Origin of the sequence: Streptomyces aquilus (assembly GCF_003955715.1) — a bacterium.
GTDB lineage: Bacteria > Actinomycetota > Actinomycetes > Streptomycetales > Streptomycetaceae > Streptomyces > Streptomyces aquilus.
Window position 1 is genome coordinate 8,056,486 of record NZ_CP034463.1, and the last position, 15,163, is coordinate 8,071,648.

The following is a 15,163-nucleotide window of genomic DNA, read 5'->3' on the forward strand; positions in this document are numbered from 1 at the left end:
CCGCCGTAATGACCCCAAGTACCGACACGTCCGGAGGAGGCTCCTTGTGAATCAGGGCACACAGGGCTCCACCGGGACGGAGAACACCGGGATCGCCGGTCCGGTGCGGGTGCCGCCGCAGGTGCGGGCGGCGGATGTGGACGCCGCCCGAGGCAGGCGGCCGCGTCCCCAGGGCGGGCTGCCGGAGCCCCAGGTCGAGCGCACCCGCGCCGCCGACCCCGTACCGAAGGCCCGAGGCGGACGCCCGCCCGCCGAGCAGCCGATGCCGACGCCGCGGGTCCTGCCCGCCGAACAGCCCTCGCCGACATCGCCTGCCGGGCATGGCGCCCGGCCCGTCGTCCAGCGCGCCTCCGTGCGCGGGCAGATCCTGGACGCGCTGCGCACCGCGCTCGTGACCGGCGAACTGGCCCCCGGCGAGGTCTATTCGGCGCCCGTCCTCGGCGAGCGCTTCGGAGTCTCCGCGACGCCCGTCCGTGAGGCGATGCAGCAACTCGCGCTGGAGGGCGCCGTCGAGGTCGTGCCCAACCGGGGCTTCCGGGTCGTGGAGCGGGGGGCGCGGGAGCTCGCCGAACTCGCCGAGATCCGCGCCCTGGTGGAGGTGCCGGTGATGCTGCGGCTGGCCCGTACGGTGCCGGCCGAGCGCTGGGCGGAGCTGCGGCCGGTCGCCGAGGCCACGGTACGGGCGGCGTCGACGGGATGCCGGGCGACGTACGCCGAGTCGGACCGCGCCTTCCACCGCGCGGTCCTCGCCCTCGCCGGCAACGCGCAGCTGGTCCAGATCGCCGACGACCTCCACCGCCGCGCCCAGTGGCCCCTGACCGGCACGCCCACCTCCCGCGGCCGCGCGGAACTGGTGGCGGACGCGGCCGAACACACCGCACTGCTGGACGCGTTCATCGCCGGGGACCTCGACGTGGTGCGGTCACTGGTGGCGGAGCACTTCGGGGGAGCGTCCTGAGCTTGTGACGGCGGTCACGGAACTGTTGGCTCCGCGCAACGGTCCGCGACGCCGGGAACCCGCCCGTCCCGTCCCGCGTGGCATCCCCCGACGGCACGCCTGGTGCCGACAGCGGAGGTGACCCCATGGACCCGTCCTTCATGGCCCAGCAGCAGGCGCAACAGGCCAGTCAGCAGGCCCAGCAGGCACATCAACAAGCCGTGAACTCCCACCGGCAGGCGCACGAGCAGCACGTCCGGCACGGCTACCACCGCCCGCCGATGCACACCCCGATGCCCCACCGCGGCGGCCGCGGCGGAGGCCTCGTCCCACTCCTCGTGGTGATCGTCGTGGTCGTGGTCTTCGCCCGCGACCCGGGACTCCGCGACACCGCCCTCAACGAGGTCCAGAAGCTGGTGGACCACATCCGCAACAGCTAGCGGCTCAGGCCGTCGCCGCAGGCGGTGGCGCCAACTGCCGTGACAGCCACGTCGGTACGCCGCCCAGGAGCCGGAACAGCCGCCGTGCCTCCTCCCGCAACCGCGAGGCCTCCGGCTCGACCTCCGCGTCCGCCAGCGAGGCCAGCGCGGGAGCCGTTCCGACGAGATAGCCCAACTCCTCCCGGATCCGCAGGGATTCGGCGAAGCCGTGCCGCGCCTCCGCCAACTCCCCGTCCCGCAGGGCCAGTCCGGCGAGGTGGCGCCAAGTGAAGGAGAGCAGCAGCGGATCGGCGTGGGCGACCGCGCCCGCGTGCGCCCGCCGGTACGCCGCCCGCGCGGCCTGCGGTGAGCGGGCCAGGTTCTCGGCGAGCAGTCCGCGCCGGAAGTCCAGCAGCGCCCGTCCCGGCGCCCCCGGAGGGATCAGCGCCGCCGCCCGCCCGAGCGCGGCCCGCGCCTCGTCGGCCCGGTCGCGGACCTGGTGCAGCGTGGCCGCGTACGCAAGTTGCCCTCTTTCACAAGCGGCGGCGCCCCGCTCGTCGTCGGTGTGGGCCAGCGCCTCGGCCGTGCGCAGCGCGTCCTCGGCCTCCTCCCAGCCCTGCTCGGTGTAGAGACACCGCTCGACCAGCAGCGCGGCCCGCTGCAACGCCGCGTCCGCCCTCTCCGGTCGGAGCAGCGCTGCCGCGTCGGCCCAGCAGGCGCGTGAGCGCAGCCGCCATACCGCGGTCTGGAGTGGATCGTCAGGGGTCGTTCCGTTACCAGACATGGCGGTATACGCCACCTCGCCCTCCCCGGCACACCATTGAGCTGTTGAGTGGTGGCCGCATCTCAGCACGAATCCCGTGGCCCGGCCAAGAGGGTGGGTGAAGGATTTCACAAAGTCGTGGGATACCCGGACGCCCGAGGTTTCAGCTCATCCGCAGCGCCAGGAAGAAATCCAGCTTGTCCTCCAGCCGGGAAAGGTCACGGCTCGTCAACTGCTCGATTCGCCCCACCCGGTAGCGCAGCGTGTTGACGTGCAGGTGGAGCCGGGTGGCGCAGCGGGTCCAGGAGCCGTCGCAGTCGAGGAACGCCTCCAGGGTCGGGATCAGCTCCGCGCGGTGCCGGCGGTCGTAGTCGCGCAGCGGGTCCAGGAGGCGGGCCGTGAACGCCCGGCGGACGTCGTCCGGGACGAAGGGCAGCAGCAGGACGTGCGAGGCCAGCTCCTGGTGGCCCGCCGCGCACACCCGGCCGGGCCGCGCCGCCGCCACCCGGCGGGCGTGCCGCGCCTCCTCCAACGCGCCGCGCAGCCCCTCCGCCGAGTGCACGGCCGCGCTGACGCCCAGCGTGACCCGCCCGTCGTCGTCGAGACCGGCGGCCAGCGGGTCCCGTACGGACTCCAGCAGCACGTCGGCGAGAACGCCGGTCTCGGAGCCGTCGTGCTCGGTCGACACCGCGGGCAGCGGGACGAGCGCGATGGCCTCCTCCCCGGTGTGGGCCACGGCGATCCGGTCGGACGGCTCGGGGCCGGTGGACAGCGGGTCGACGAGGATCTCCTCAAGGAGCGACTGGGCGACGGCCCCGCTTTCGATGTCCCCGCCGTCCCACTCGACGCGGGCCACCACGACCTGCCAGTGCGGCGCCGCCCCGAGGCCGGGCAGCAGGACGGGCGCGGCGACTCTGAGGCGTGCGGCGATCTCGGCGGGCGCGGCACCCGTCTGGACCAGCTCCAGGACCTCCTGGGCGAGCCGCCGCCGCACCGTGCGGGCCGCGTCCCTGCGGTCCCGCTCGACCGCGATCAGCTGGGTGACTCCCTGGAGCAGGTCCAGGCGCTCCTCGGGCCAGTCCCCGGCGTCCGCCTCGACGGCCAGCAGCCAGTCCGACAGCACCGTCTCGCGCACGTCCCGCGAGGCCTGCGGGGAGCGGCCGCTGCTGCGGACCGGGAACAGGGAGTACGTCGTCGAGCCGAGCGTCAGCCGGTGCGGTCCGCGCCGGCCCGTGCGGGCGGCCGCCAGATGCTCCGCGGCGAGCTTCGCGCACACGTCGGCGGGGAGCACGGGGCCGGTGGTCTTGGAGCCCGCGATCAGCCGTCCGGTCGGCGACAGCACCCAGGCCCGCAGGTCCAGGTCGGAGCCCAGCAGGTCCAGGACCACGTCCGGGCCGCCGCCCGCCGGGCCCGAGGTCATCATCCGGCGGTGCCGGTCGACCACGGCCGCCAGGTCCCCGGCGCGCTCGCCGCTGACCTGCCGTACGACATGCTCGGTGATCGTCGCGAACGCCACCGACTCGTGCACCGCGAACAGCGGCAGCCGGTTGCGCGCACAGGCCAGCACCAGGTCCTCCGGCACATCGCCGAGCTCCGCCTCGCCCGCCGCCAGCGCCGCCACACCGGCCTGCACGAGGATCCGCACGAACGCGTCGGAGTCCGCGGCGTCCCTCCGCCACGCCAGCCCCGTGAGCACCAGCTCACCGCCCGACAGATAGCGGCTCGGGTCCCGCAGGTCCGTGGTCATCACACCGCGCACGGTGCGGTCCAGCTCGTCCTCGCCGCCGAGCAGCCGCAGGCCCAGCGCGTCGGTGTCCAGCAGTGCGCGCAGCCGCATTCTCGTCGCCGCCGATCTTTGTCTCGAAATCTACGATGAACTGTGAGGCCCCTGTGCGGGAGGCGCCTGTCCGGTGGCCCGATGAGCTCCGCTCACCGCCCCTCGGGCTGTGTCCCAGGTCACGCCCGTTGTGTCGCGCGTTTCCACAGGAAAACATGGAGGTTACTGAGGGCCTCCGTTCATACGAATCTACAAGATGACCGCCCCGACCAGCCAACTCCTTCAGAGTTTCCGTGACTGACCCCGTCGGAGCACGGCGCTGTGTACTGGCCCCACTCCGCGTGAACAACACATGAACGAGCCGGGCCCGCCGCACACGATCTGGCTCAATCCGTACCACCCACAAGACGAAGAAGAGAGCCGGTCATGGACTTCCTTCGCCCCGCCAGCTGGGAGGAGGCGCTCGCCGCCAAGGCTGAGCACCCCACCGCTGTCCCCATTGCGGGCGGCACCGATGTGATGGTCGAGATCAACTTCGACCACCGGCGGCCCGAGTACCTGCTCGACCTGAACCGCGTCACCGACCTCACGGAGTGGGAGGTCGGCCAGGACTCGGTGCGGCTCGGCGCCTCCGTCCCGTACACCCGGATCATGGAGCACCTCCGTGCCGAGCTGCCGGGCCTCGCCCTGGCCTCGCACACGGTCGCCTCCCCGCAGATCCGCAACCGCGGCGGCGTCGGCGGCAACCTCGGCACCGCCTCCCCGGCCGGCGACGCCCACCCCGCGCTCCTCGCGGCCGGCGCCGAGGTCGAGGTCGAGTCGGTGCGCGGCTCGCGCCTGATCCCCATCGACGAGTTCTACACCGGCGTGAAGCGCAACGCGCTCGCGCCCGACGAGCTGATCCGCGCGGTCCACATCAAGAAGGCCGACGGCCCGCAGCAGTACTCGAAGGTCGGCACCCGCAACGCCATGGTCATCGCGGTCTGCGCCTTCGGCCTGGCCCTGCACCCCGAGACCCGCACGGTCCGCACCGGCATCGGCTCGGCGGCGCCCACCCCGGTCCGGGCGAAGGCCGCGGAGGAGTTCCTGAACGCGGCGCTCGAAGAGGGCGGCTTCTGGGACAACGGAAAGATCATCACCCCGTCGGTCGCCAAGCAGTTCGCGGACCTGTGCGCCGCCGCCTGCAACCCGATCGACGACGTCCGGGGCACGGCGAGCTACCGCCGCCACGCGGTCGGCATCATGGCCCGCCGCACGCTGACCTGGACCTGGGAGTCGTACCGCGGCACCGCCGCCCGCACGGAGGGAGTCGCGTAATGCGCGTCAATTTCACGGTCAACGGCCGTCCGCAGGAGGCCGACGACGTCTGGGAGGGCGAGTCCCTTCTGTACGTGCTGCGCGAGCGGCTCGGCCTGCCGGGCTCCAAGAACGCCTGCGAGCAGGGCGAGTGCGGCTCCTGCACCGTCCGCCTCGACGGGGTGCCGGTGTGTTCGTGTCTGGTCGCGGCCGGTCAGGTCGAGGGCCGTGACGTGGTCACGGTCGAGGGCCTCGCGGACTTCGCCAAGCAGCGGGCCTGCGGGTCCACTTGTGGAACCTCGCTCGACGAGGCCAAGCAGTGGGCGGCCAAGGGCCAGGACTCGCAAACCGGCGAGGGCACCGAACTCTCCCCGATCCAGCAGGCGTTCATCGACGCCGGCGCCGTGCAGTGCGGCTTCTGCACCCCCGGTCTGCTGGTCGCGGCCGACGAGATGCTGGAGCGCAACCCGAACCCGACCGACGCGGACATCCGCGAGGCGCTGTCGGGCAACCTGTGCCGCTGCACCGGCTACGAGAAGATCATGGACGCGGTCCGCCTCGCGGCCGCCCGGCAGTCCGAGGGGGTCTGAGCATGCCCACCACCGGCGCTCCCACCAAAATCACCCAGGGTTCCAAGACCAAGGGCGGCATCGGCGAGTCCACGCTCCGCCCGGACGGCACCCTGAAGGTCACCGGCGAGTTCGCGTACTCGTCCGACATGTGGCACGAGGACATGCTCTGGGGCCAGATCCTGCGCTCCACGGTCGCGCACGCCGAGATCGTCTCGATCGACACCTCCGAGGCCCTCGCCATGCCGGGCGTCTACGCCGTCATGACGTACGACGACCTGCCCACGGACGTGAAGAACTACGGCCTGGAGATCCAGGACACCCCCGTCCTCGCGCACGGCAAGGTACGCCACCACGGCGAGCCGGTCGCGATCGTCGCCGCCGACCACCCGGAGACCGCGCGCCGCGCCGCCGCCAAGATCAAGGTCGACTACCGCGAGCTGCCCGTCATCACCGACGAGGCCTCCGCGACCGCGCCGGACGCGATCCTGGTCCACGAGAACCGCGACGACCACCACATCGGCCACGTCCCGCACCCCAACATCGTGCACCGCCAGCCGATCATCCGCGGCAACGCCGAAGAGGCCGCCAAGAAGGCCGACTTCGTCGTCAAGGGCGAGTACACCTTCGGCATGCAGGACCAGGCCTTCCTCGGCCCCGAGTCGGGTCTCGCGGTGCCGGACGAGGACGGCGGCGTCCACCTCTACATCGCCACCCAGTGGCTGCACAGCGACCTCAAGCAGATCGCCCCGGTCCTCGGCCTGCCCGAGAGCAAGGTCCGTATGACGCTGTCCGGCGTCGGCGGTGCCTTCGGCGGCCGCGAGGACATCTCGATGCAGATCCACGCCTGCCTGCTGGCACTGCGCACGGGCAAGCCGGTCAAGATCGTCTACAACCGCTTCGAGTCCTTCTTCGGCCACGTCCACCGCCACCCGGCGAAGCTCTACTACGAGCACGGGGCCACCGCCGAGGGCAAGTTGACGCACGTCAAGTGCCGGATCGTCCTGGACGGCGGCGCCTACGCCTCCGCCTCCCCGGCGGTCGTCGGCAATGCCTCCTCCCTCTCGATCGGCCCGTACGTGGTCGACGACGTCGACATCGAGGCCATCGCCCTCTACACCAACAACCCGCCCTGCGGCGCCATGCGCGGCTTCGGCGCGGTCCAGGCGTGCTTCGCCTACGAGGCCCAGATGGACAAGCTCGCCGACCGGGTGGGCATGGATCGGGTCGCGTTCCGTCAGCTCAACGCGATGGAACAGGGCACGATCATGCCGACCGGCCAGCCCGTCGACTCGCCGGCCCCGGTCGCCGAACTCCTGCGCCGCGTCAAGGCGATGCCGCTCCCTCCGGAGCGCCAGTGGGAGTCCAGCGAGGGCGCGGACGTACGACAGCTGCCCGGCGGTCTGTCCAACACCACGCACGGCGAGGGCGTCGTCCGCGGCATCGGCTACGCGGTCGGCATCAAGAACGTCGGCTTCTCCGAGGGCTTCGACGACTACTCCACCGCCAAGGTCCGCATGGAGGTCGTCGGCGGTGAGCCGGTGGCCATCGTGCACACCGCGATGGCGGAGGTCGGCCAGGGCGGCGTCACCGTCCACGCGCAGATCGCCCGTACCGAGCTGGGCGTCGCACAGGTGACCATCCACCCGGCCGACACGCAGGTGGGCTCGGCGGGTTCGACCTCGGCCTCCCGGCAGACGTACGTCACCGGCGGCGCCGTCAAGAACTCCTGCGAGCTGGTGCGCGAGAAGGTCCTGGAGATCGGCCGCCGCAAGTTCGGCTCGTACCACCCGGCGTGGGCCACCGCCGAACTCCTCCTGGAGGGCGGCAAGGTCGTCACCGACGGCGGCGAGGTCCTCGCGGACCTGGCCGAGGTGCTGGAGGGCGAGACCGTCGAGGTGGAGGCCGAGTGGCGGCACCGCCCGACCGAGGCCTTCGACCTCCGCACCGGCCAGGGCTTCGGCCACGTCCAGTACTCCTTCGCCGCGCACCGCGCGGTCGTCGAGGTGGACACCGAGCTCGGCCTGGTCAAGGTCATCGAGCTGGCCTGCGCCCAGGACGTCGGCAAGGCGCTCAACCCGCTGTCGGTCGTCGGCCAGATCCAGGGCGGCACCACCCAGGGCCTCGGTGTCGCGGTGATGGAAGAGATCATCGTCGACCCCAATACGGCCAAGGTCAGGAACCCCTCCTTCACGGACTATCTGATCCCCACCATCCTCGACACGCCGACCATCCCCGTCGACGTGCTCGAACTCGCCGACGACCACGCCCCGTACGGGCTCCGTGGCATCGGCGAGGCCCCCACCCTGTCGTCGACCCCGGCCGTCCTCGCGGCGATCCGGAACGCGACCGGGCTGGAGCTCAACCGCACGCCGGTCCGCCCGGAACACCTCACCGGCACGGCGTAGGCGGCCAGTTGAAGCTCTCCGGGCGGCGCAGGGAACGTCACAACCTCCACCGCGCCGCCCGGAGCACCAAGTCCCGCACCGCTCGCGGCACTTGAAGCATGACCCCAGCGTGACCCGTAGTACCCCTGTTCGTTCGTCTCGGGCCGTCCCCCGGGTCGTGCGGCCGAAGCACCTTCCCAAATCCCGCAGCCGCAGAGGCGGTTGGCGGGGGCCCCTGTGAACCTTGGGAGTAGGCCCACATGACCCAGCAGTCACTGGAGCCGCAGACCGTTGCCGACGACGCGGGAGAAGGCACCCGCGTCCCGGCCGGACGGTCCTGGCTCGACCGGTACTTTCACATATCCCGGCGAGGATCGACGGTCGCGCGTGAGGTGCGCGGCGGCGTCACCACCTTCATGGCGATGGCGTACATCCTCCTGCTCAACCCCCTGATCCTGTCCGGCAAGGACGCGGCGGGGGACACGCTCGGCCAGAAGGCCCTCATCACCGCGACCGCGTTCGCGGCGGCCTTCACCACGCTGCTGATGGGTTTCTTCGGCAAGGTGCCGCTCGCCCTCGCCGCCGGCCTCTCCGTCTCCGGCGTCCTGTCCTCGCAGGTCGCCCCGCAGATGACCTGGCCGCAGGCCATGGGCATGTGCGTGATGTACGGCGTCGTCATCATGCTGCTGGTCGTCACCGGCCTGCGCGAGATGATCATGAACGCCATCCCGCTGGCCCTCAAGCACGCGATCACCATGGGCATCGGCCTGTTCGTCGCCCTGATCGGCTTCTACAAGGCCGGCTTCGTCCACCAGGGCAAGGCGACCCCGGTGACCCTGGGCCCGACGGGCGAACTGGCCGGCTGGCCGGTCCTGCTCTTCGCCGCGACCCTGCTCGCGATCTTCATGCTCCAGGCCCGGGGCGTCCCCGGCGCCATCCTGATCGGCATCGTCGGCGGCACGGTCCTCGCCGTCGTCCTGAACGCCCTCGACGTCATCGACCCCGGGCAGTGGGCGAGCGGCGCTCCCGAACTCCACGGCAGCGCGGTCTCGATGCCGGACTTCTCGATCTTCGGCGACGTCGAGTTCGGCGGCTGGGGCGAGGTGGGCGCGATGACGGTCGGCATGATCGTCTTCACCCTGGTCCTGGCGGGCTTCTTCGACGCGATGGCGACGATCATCGGCGTCGGCACGGAGGCCAAGCTGGCCGACGAGCAGGGCCGGATGCCGGGCCTGTCGAAGGCGCTGTTCATCGACGGCGCCGGCGGCGCGATCGGCGGCGTGGCGGGAGCCTCGGGCCAGACGGTGTTCGTGGAGTCGGCGACGGGGGTGGGCGAAGGCGCCCGCACCGGCCTCTCCTCCGTCGTCACGGGCTTGTTCTTCGCGGCGTGCCTGTTCTTCACCCCGCTGACGGCGATCGTGCCCGGCGAGGTGGCGGCGGCGGCCCTGGTGGTCATCGGCGCGATGATGATGATGAACGCGCGGCACGTGGACTGGGCGGACCGCGCGACGGCGATCCCGGTGTTCCTCACGGTCGTCATCATGCCGTTCACCTACTCGATCACGGCCGGCGTGGCCGCGGGCGTCATCTCGTACGTCGCCATCAAGGTCGCCCAGGGCAAGGCGCGGGAGATCGGGGCGTTCATGTGGGCCCTGACAGTGATCTTCTTCGTCTATTTCGCCCTCAATCCCATTGAGAGCTGGATGGGCGTCCACTAGCGCCGCCCTTTTCCCCACCTTCCGTTAGGAGACCGAGAGATGCTGGACATCGCCGAAGAGCTGCACCGGTGGGTCGAGCAGGGACGCGACTTCGCCGTGGCCACCGTGGTGGCCGTCGGCGGCAGCGCCCCTCGCCAGCCCGGCGCGGCCCTCGCGGTCGACGCCGACGGCACGGCGATCGGCTCGGTCTCCGGCGGTTGCGTGGAGGGCGCGGTGTACGAGCTGTGCCAACAGGCGCTGGAGGACGGCGAGCCGGTCCTGGAGCGCTTCGGCTACAGCGACGACGACGCCTTCGCGGTCGGCCTGACCTGCGGCGGCATCATCGACATCCTGGTGACGCCGGTACGGGCGGGAGACCCGGTCCGTGAGGTGATCACGGCAGGCCTGGCCGCCGCGGCGCGGGGCGAGGCGGCGGCACTGGCTCGCGTGGTGTCAGGCCCGGCGGAGCTGCTGGGACGGGCGCTGCTGGTCCGTGCGGAGGGCGGGTACGAGGGCGGCTTCGGCGCCCACCCCGAGCTGGACCGCACGGTGGCGGCGGAGGCGGGCGCGTTCCTGGACGCCGGCCGCACCGGCACCCTGGAGATCGGGGAGCAGGGCTCGCGTTGCGGAGCACCGCTCACGATCCTGATCGAGTCCTCGGTCCCGGCGCCCCGGATGATCGTCTTCGGCGCGATCGACTTCGCGTCGGCGCTGGTACGGGTCGGCAAGTTCCTCGGCTACCACGTCACGGTGTGCGACGCGCGCCCCGTGTTCGCGACGAGGACCCGCTTCCCGGAGGCGGACGAGATCGTGGTGGAGTGGCCGCACAAGTACCTGGAGCGGACGCCGGTGGACGCCCGCACGGTCCTGTGCGTCCTCACCCACGACGCGAAGTTCGACATACCCCTGCTCCAACTGGCCCTGCGCCTGCCGGTCGCCTACGTCGGCGCGATGGGCTCCCGCCGAACCCACCTGGACCGCAACGAACGCCTGCGCGAAGTCGGCGTGACGGAACTGGAGCTGGCCCGGCTGCGCTCCCCGATCGGCCTGGACCTCGGGGCGCGGACGCCGGAGGAGACGGCGTTGTCGATCGGGGCGGAGATCGTGGCGAACCGGCGTGGGGGGAGCGGGGTTTCACTGACGGGGGCGCATACGCCGATCCACCATGACGTGACGTCGTCACCGCCGGCCGGGCGGATCGGGTCGGTGGCCTGAGGGCCTACGGCCCGCGTCAGGGGATCATGCGGACGCGGCCGATGGCCCGCAGGGGCGCGCCGTCAGGCCTTCCTGAGCAGCCGATTCACCGCCCGCCCGAACACATACCGAGCCACCCGCCGCGTCACCGGATCAACCACCCCCGGCAGAAACCGGAACCCCAACTCCTCCCGCCACACCACCCGGCTGCGCCCGCCCGGCCCCACCGCCACCTCGATCTCCGCCCACCCGGTGACGACCCGCCCCCGCTTCTCCAGTCGGCAGAACCCGGCGGCCTCTTCGGCCGGCGGACGCCACACCGTGACCTCCATACGGTCGTCGAAGGCCAGCGGCCCGACTCCCGTACGCGCCACGAACACCGTGCCCACGCCCGTCGGCCCCGGCGTCTCCACGGTGACCCGGGTCAGGGGCACCACGTCCCCATGGCGGGACCACTCCGTGAGGCGGCGCCAGGTCTCGGCTCGCGGGAGCGGTGCCGTGCGTTCGATGAGGAAGGTGACCACGCAACGATCTTAAGGAATCGTGGCAGTTCAGCGGCGTATTCATATCCGGCTCAGAGGGTTGGTGCACTCGCCGGTCGGCCGACCGGCGTACGCCGACCGGAACGCGCCACCCGGTGGCGCGCACGCGCTCTACGATTTCCCCCACGGACGGGCATTCCGCCCGTCAACAGGGGGAGTTGATCGCCATGCCACTGAAGGCCTACGGCGTACTGATCACCCGGGCTGTCGACACCCGGCGCGAGGGCGCCACCGACACCCCGCACTACCAGATCCATCTCACCGACGATCAAGGCGTCCACTACCGCGCCGCCGTCAACGTGCTGTCCCAGGAGCGTCCCTCCGAGCTGCTCTACCTCGTCGACGAGGACTTCCGGCACCCCGTCACCGCCCGGCTCGCGGGGCTGGCCAGTGGGTGGAACACCCTGCCGCCCGGACCCGGCGGGCCCAACCTCGACTTCGTGCGCGGCAACCTCTTCGACCCGGCGAAGATGCGCACCCTGCCCCCGGACCTCCCCGGCGACGGCAACGACCTCGCCGACATCCTCGACCACTACGTACGGCGGGCCGTCGCCGACCCCGAGGCCCGGGTGTATCTGTTCGGTGAGCGCTTCGGGCCCGAACCCGGCGTCAAGGACAAGGTGTTCGGCTTCCTGCCGGGCAACGGCATCCACGACATCCACATGAACCAGGGCAACAGCGGCCGCTTCCGCACTGACGACGGGGTGTGGCAGGACGGGGGAGTCCTGATCCACTTCCCCGGCCTTGACCGCTGGGTCGGCATCTTCCTCGCCTTCCAGAGCCAGTCCTGGCACACCGACGACGCCACCGGGCACGCCCTCGGCGACGTGGACGGCAACCGGCCGGAGCCCGGCACCCTGCCCGTGCGGATCGTCGCCGCGCTCGTCAACCCGCCCGGTCCGTCCCCCGAGTCCGAGACGGTCACGCTGCTCAACGCCTCGCCCGACCCCGTCGACCTCACCGGGTGGCGCATCGGCGACCGGCTGGGGCAGAAGTCCCCGGTGCCCGCCGGGACGCTCGCCGCCGGTGCCTGCCTCCTCGTCCCGCTCGGCGAGGGCGGCGCCCAACTCGGCAACCACGGCGGCGAGATCACCCTCTTCGACGTCAAGGGGCTCAAGGTCGACGGCGTCTCGTACACCAAGGAACAGGCCGCCCGGGAAGGCTGGTCCGTGGTGTTCTGACCCCCTCCACCTCACCTGGTGACCGGCGTCAGCGGTACACCTTCCCCGGCTCCGCCTTCCCCGGCGCCAGCAGCTGCGGCACCGTCACGAACACGTACCCCCGTGCCTTGAGGGCGTCGATGATCCCGGGCACGGCCGGGACCGTCCCGTCGTAGAGGTCGTGCAGCAGGATGATCCCGTCCCGGGACGCCTGCGCGAGGACACGCTTCTGGATGAGGGCCGAGTCGGTCGTCGTGTAGTCCTTGGCGGTGACCGTCCACAGCACCTCCGAGAGGCCCAGCTCCTTGCAGATGTCGTGGACGTCGGTGTCCGTGCGGCCCTGCGGCGGGCGCATCAGCGTGGGTCTCCTGCCGGTGAGGCGCTCGATCTCGTCGTTCGGGCGCTGAAGCTCCTCGCGTATCTGGTCCGGCTTCAACCGCGTCAGGATCTTGTGGTCCCAGGTGTGGCTGGCCACCTCGTGGCCCTCGTCCGCCATGCGCTTGACGAGCTCCGGGTACTTCTCGATGTGCCGCTTGCCGAGGAGGAAGAAGGTCGCCGGGACCTGCTTCTCCTTGAGGATGTCGAGGAGCCGGGCGGAGTGCTCGCTGGGGCCGGCGTCGAAGGTGAGCGCGATGCACTTGGTGTGACGGCAGTCGACGGTCCCGAAGCGGGCCTGTGCGGTGGCCGACGCACCTTCGGCCCGGGCGGCGCTGGGCGCGGTCGTGTCGACCTTCGCACAGCCGGTCAGCGACAGCGCGAGACACGCTGCCGCCGCCGACATCAGCGCCGCTCGGAACCTGTTCCCCGTTTTGTGCATCTGGTTGGTGAGAAGTGGCATGCTGGGACTATACACAGCGATTATACTCGCGGTTTATAGTCGATGCGGTCATGCCCGCGGACCGGCTACTGCGCGTAGAACGTGGCATCCGCCCGGTCCGTCGCCGTGGCCGGTGTCTGCACGTAGAGCAGGTAGTCGTAGTGCCGGACGTACCGGCCCGCGCGGTTGTACGCCTCGTACGAGATCCCCGCCGGGTCCGCCAGCCCGGACCGCTGGTAGAAGCTCGCGTCGGAGGCGAAGGCCGACGTGCCGTCGTTCTTCTCCACCCACACCTCGTAGTTCTTGTGCCGCAGGTAGTAGCCGGGGAAGTTGGCCGACTCCAGCGAGACCGTGCCGGTGCCCGAGAGGCCGGTGACGACCCGGAACTGCGAGTCGGCGAGCGGCGAGACGTTCGCCTCGATCTTCGCCCGGTACTCCCAGTGGCGGATGAACCGGTCCGCGAAGTTGTACGAGGAGAAGCGCTGCGGCGTGACGCCGTCGGCGACGGGGATGCCGAAGTCCGGGGTGCCGTCCGCCCTCCAGTAGACCTTCTGCACCCGGGTGCGGCGGTTGGGGTCGTTCAGCGGGTCGCCGCTGATGTCCTTGTAGCCGCGGTCGTGGTAGACGAGGATGTCCGACCTGCCGTCCTCGGACGTGGTGAAGGAGTTGTGGCCCGGGCCGTACTGCGAGGTCGAGGCGTTGCTCTGGAACACCGGTGCCGAACTCTTCGTCCAGGACGTCGGGTTGGTCAGGTCGGCCGTCGCCGACGCGGTCAGCATCCCCAGGCAGTAGTTGGCGTCGGTCGCCGAGGCGGAGTACGTCATGAAGACCTTGCCGCCGTGCTGGATCACCGCCGGGCCCTCGTTGACCTTGTAACCGACCGTCTCCCACGACAGCGTCGGCTGCGACAGCTCGGCCGGAGTCCCGCTGATGGTCCAGGGGTTGGCCATCTTCGCGAGGAACAGGCTGGTGTTGTTGTTCTCCGCCGGGTTGCGCTGCGCCCACGCCAGATACCGCACGCCGTTGACGACGAACGTCGTCGCGTCCAGCGAGAAGCTCTCCCACGTGGTGGTGATCTGGCCCTTCTCGGTCCAGGCCGCCGTCAGGGGGTTGGCGCCGGTGCCTTCCAGGACGTACATGCGGATCGCCCACACGTCACTGGTGGAGCCGGCGGCGAAGTACACGTACCACTTGCCGTCGATGTAGTGGATCTCCGGCGCCCAGATGTGCGCGCCCATCACGCCGCTGCTGTGCTTGGTCCAGATGGTCACCTCGTTGGCCGTGGACAGGCCCTGGATGGTGGTGGCCCGGCGCAGCACGATGCGGTCGTACTCGGGGACGGTCGCGGTGAAGTAGTAGTAACCGTCGGTGTGTTTGAAGATGTGCGGGTCGGCCCGCTTCTCGGCGATCGGGTTGGTGTAGGTGACCGCGGGGGAGTCCGGCACGGCGGCCTGGGCGGGGGCGGTGCCCAGGGCCGCGGTGAGCGCCACGAGTAGAGCCAGCAGCAGGCGAACGGCGTTGCGTCTCAAGGGGGTTCTCCTGAGGTGAGTCCGAGGCATACGAGACCGTCCCTGTCCGTAATATCGAACGTAGTTCGTGATTCCG

At 71.1% G+C, this 15,163-nt stretch carries 13 protein-coding genes; 8 read left to right on the top strand and 5 right to left on the bottom strand.

Going from position 1 to position 15,163, the window contains the following annotated elements; translation table 11 throughout:
• The first annotated feature begins 46 nt into the window (after window positions 1-46).
• Complete coding sequence (locus EJC51_RS36950) at window positions 47-958, top strand: GntR family transcriptional regulator (protein WP_244363007.1); 912 nt, start codon at window positions 47-49, stop codon at window positions 956-958.
• A gap of 125 nt (window positions 959-1,083) precedes the next feature.
• On the top strand, window positions 1,084-1,377 hold the full coding sequence (locus EJC51_RS36955; protein ID WP_126275031.1) for a hypothetical protein: 294 nt from the start codon (window positions 1,084-1,086) through the stop codon (window positions 1,375-1,377).
• Between the two features lie 4 nt (window positions 1,378-1,381).
• Here the strand turns inward: EJC51_RS36955 and EJC51_RS49270 are convergent, their stop codons facing one another.
• Window positions 1,382-2,155 (bottom strand): hypothetical protein, encoded by a 774-nt coding sequence (locus EJC51_RS49270; RefSeq protein ID WP_126275032.1) that lies wholly within the window; start codon window positions 2,153-2,155, stop codon window positions 1,382-1,384.
• Window positions 2,156-2,282: 127 nt separating this feature from the next.
• Window positions 2,283-3,956, bottom strand: coding sequence for a PucR family transcriptional regulator (locus tag EJC51_RS36965; RefSeq protein WP_126275033.1), 1,674 nt, complete (start codon window positions 3,954-3,956; stop codon window positions 2,283-2,285).
• Between the two features lie 366 nt (window positions 3,957-4,322).
• Here EJC51_RS36965 and EJC51_RS36970 point away from each other — a divergent pair, with 366 nt between their 5' ends.
• From EJC51_RS36970 to EJC51_RS36990, 5 genes are all read left to right on the top strand, one after another.
• On the top strand, window positions 4,323-5,213 hold the full coding sequence (locus tag EJC51_RS36970) for an FAD binding domain-containing protein (RefSeq protein ID WP_126275034.1): 891 nt from the start codon (window positions 4,323-4,325) through the stop codon (window positions 5,211-5,213).
• Entirely contained in the window at window positions 5,213-5,782 is a 570-nt protein-coding gene (locus EJC51_RS36975) for a (2Fe-2S)-binding protein (protein ID WP_126275035.1), read from the top strand. Before EJC51_RS36970 ends, EJC51_RS36975 begins: the two co-directional genes overlap by 1 nt.
• A gap of 2 nt (window positions 5,783-5,784) precedes the next feature.
• Window positions 5,785-8,169, top strand: coding sequence for a xanthine dehydrogenase family protein molybdopterin-binding subunit (locus EJC51_RS36980; protein WP_126275036.1), 2,385 nt, complete (start codon window positions 5,785-5,787; stop codon window positions 8,167-8,169).
• 239 nt (window positions 8,170-8,408) lie between these two features.
• The gene (locus EJC51_RS36985) at window positions 8,409-9,866 is read left to right on the top strand and encodes an NCS2 family permease (protein ID WP_126275037.1); all 1,458 of its coding nucleotides are present in this window, start codon (window positions 8,409-8,411) and stop codon (window positions 9,864-9,866) included.
• 39 nt (window positions 9,867-9,905) lie between these two features.
• Window positions 9,906-11,060 carry an XdhC family protein gene (locus EJC51_RS36990; protein WP_126275038.1) on the top strand — a complete coding sequence of 385 codons (1,155 nt, stop codon included), beginning with the start codon at window positions 9,906-9,908 and terminating at the stop codon, window positions 11,058-11,060.
• Window positions 11,061-11,122: 62 nt separating this feature from the next.
• Here the strand turns inward: EJC51_RS36990 and EJC51_RS36995 are convergent, their stop codons facing one another.
• The gene (locus tag EJC51_RS36995) at window positions 11,123-11,563 is read right to left on the bottom strand and encodes an SRPBCC family protein (RefSeq protein ID WP_126275039.1); all 441 of its coding nucleotides are present in this window, start codon (window positions 11,561-11,563) and stop codon (window positions 11,123-11,125) included.
• Window positions 11,564-11,748: 185 nt separating this feature from the next.
• Between EJC51_RS36995 and EJC51_RS37000 the strand changes: the two genes are divergently transcribed.
• Window positions 11,749-12,762 (top strand): DUF2278 family protein, encoded by a 1,014-nt coding sequence (locus EJC51_RS37000; RefSeq protein WP_126275040.1) that lies wholly within the window; start codon window positions 11,749-11,751, stop codon window positions 12,760-12,762.
• Window positions 12,763-12,790: 28 nt separating this feature from the next.
• Here EJC51_RS37000 and EJC51_RS37005 read toward each other — a convergent pair whose 3' ends face one another.
• Together EJC51_RS37005 and EJC51_RS37010 are read right to left on the bottom strand one after the other, a co-directional pair.
• Entirely contained in the window at window positions 12,791-13,558 is a 768-nt protein-coding gene (locus EJC51_RS37005) for a polysaccharide deacetylase family protein (RefSeq protein ID WP_207924836.1), read from the bottom strand.
• Between the two features lie 86 nt (window positions 13,559-13,644).
• Window positions 13,645-15,087 (bottom strand): family 43 glycosylhydrolase, encoded by a 1,443-nt coding sequence (locus tag EJC51_RS37010; RefSeq protein ID WP_244363015.1) that lies wholly within the window; start codon window positions 15,085-15,087, stop codon window positions 13,645-13,647.
• Between the last annotated feature and the right edge of the window lie 76 nt (window positions 15,088-15,163).

Coding starts and splice junctions, on each gene's coding strand:
- EJC51_RS36980 (WP_126275036.1), top strand. CDS start 5,785: ATGCCCACCACCGGCGCTCCCACCAAAATCACCCAGGGTTCCAAGACC.
- EJC51_RS37005 (WP_207924836.1), bottom strand. CDS start 13,558: ATGCACAAAACGGGGAACAGGTTCCGAGCGGCGCTGATGTCGGCGGCG.
- EJC51_RS36955 (WP_126275031.1), top strand. CDS start 1,084: ATGGACCCGTCCTTCATGGCCCAGCAGCAGGCGCAACAGGCCAGTCAG.
- EJC51_RS36990 (WP_126275038.1), top strand. CDS start 9,906: ATGCTGGACATCGCCGAAGAGCTGCACCGGTGGGTCGAGCAGGGACGC.
- EJC51_RS37000 (WP_126275040.1), top strand. CDS start 11,749: ATGCCACTGAAGGCCTACGGCGTACTGATCACCCGGGCTGTCGACACC.
- EJC51_RS36965 (WP_126275033.1), bottom strand. CDS start 3,956: ATGCGGCTGCGCGCACTGCTGGACACCGACGCGCTGGGCCTGCGGCTG.
- EJC51_RS36985 (WP_126275037.1), top strand. CDS start 8,409: ATGACCCAGCAGTCACTGGAGCCGCAGACCGTTGCCGACGACGCGGGA.
- EJC51_RS36970 (WP_126275034.1), top strand. CDS start 4,323: ATGGACTTCCTTCGCCCCGCCAGCTGGGAGGAGGCGCTCGCCGCCAAG.
- EJC51_RS36975 (WP_126275035.1), top strand. CDS start 5,213: ATGCGCGTCAATTTCACGGTCAACGGCCGTCCGCAGGAGGCCGACGAC.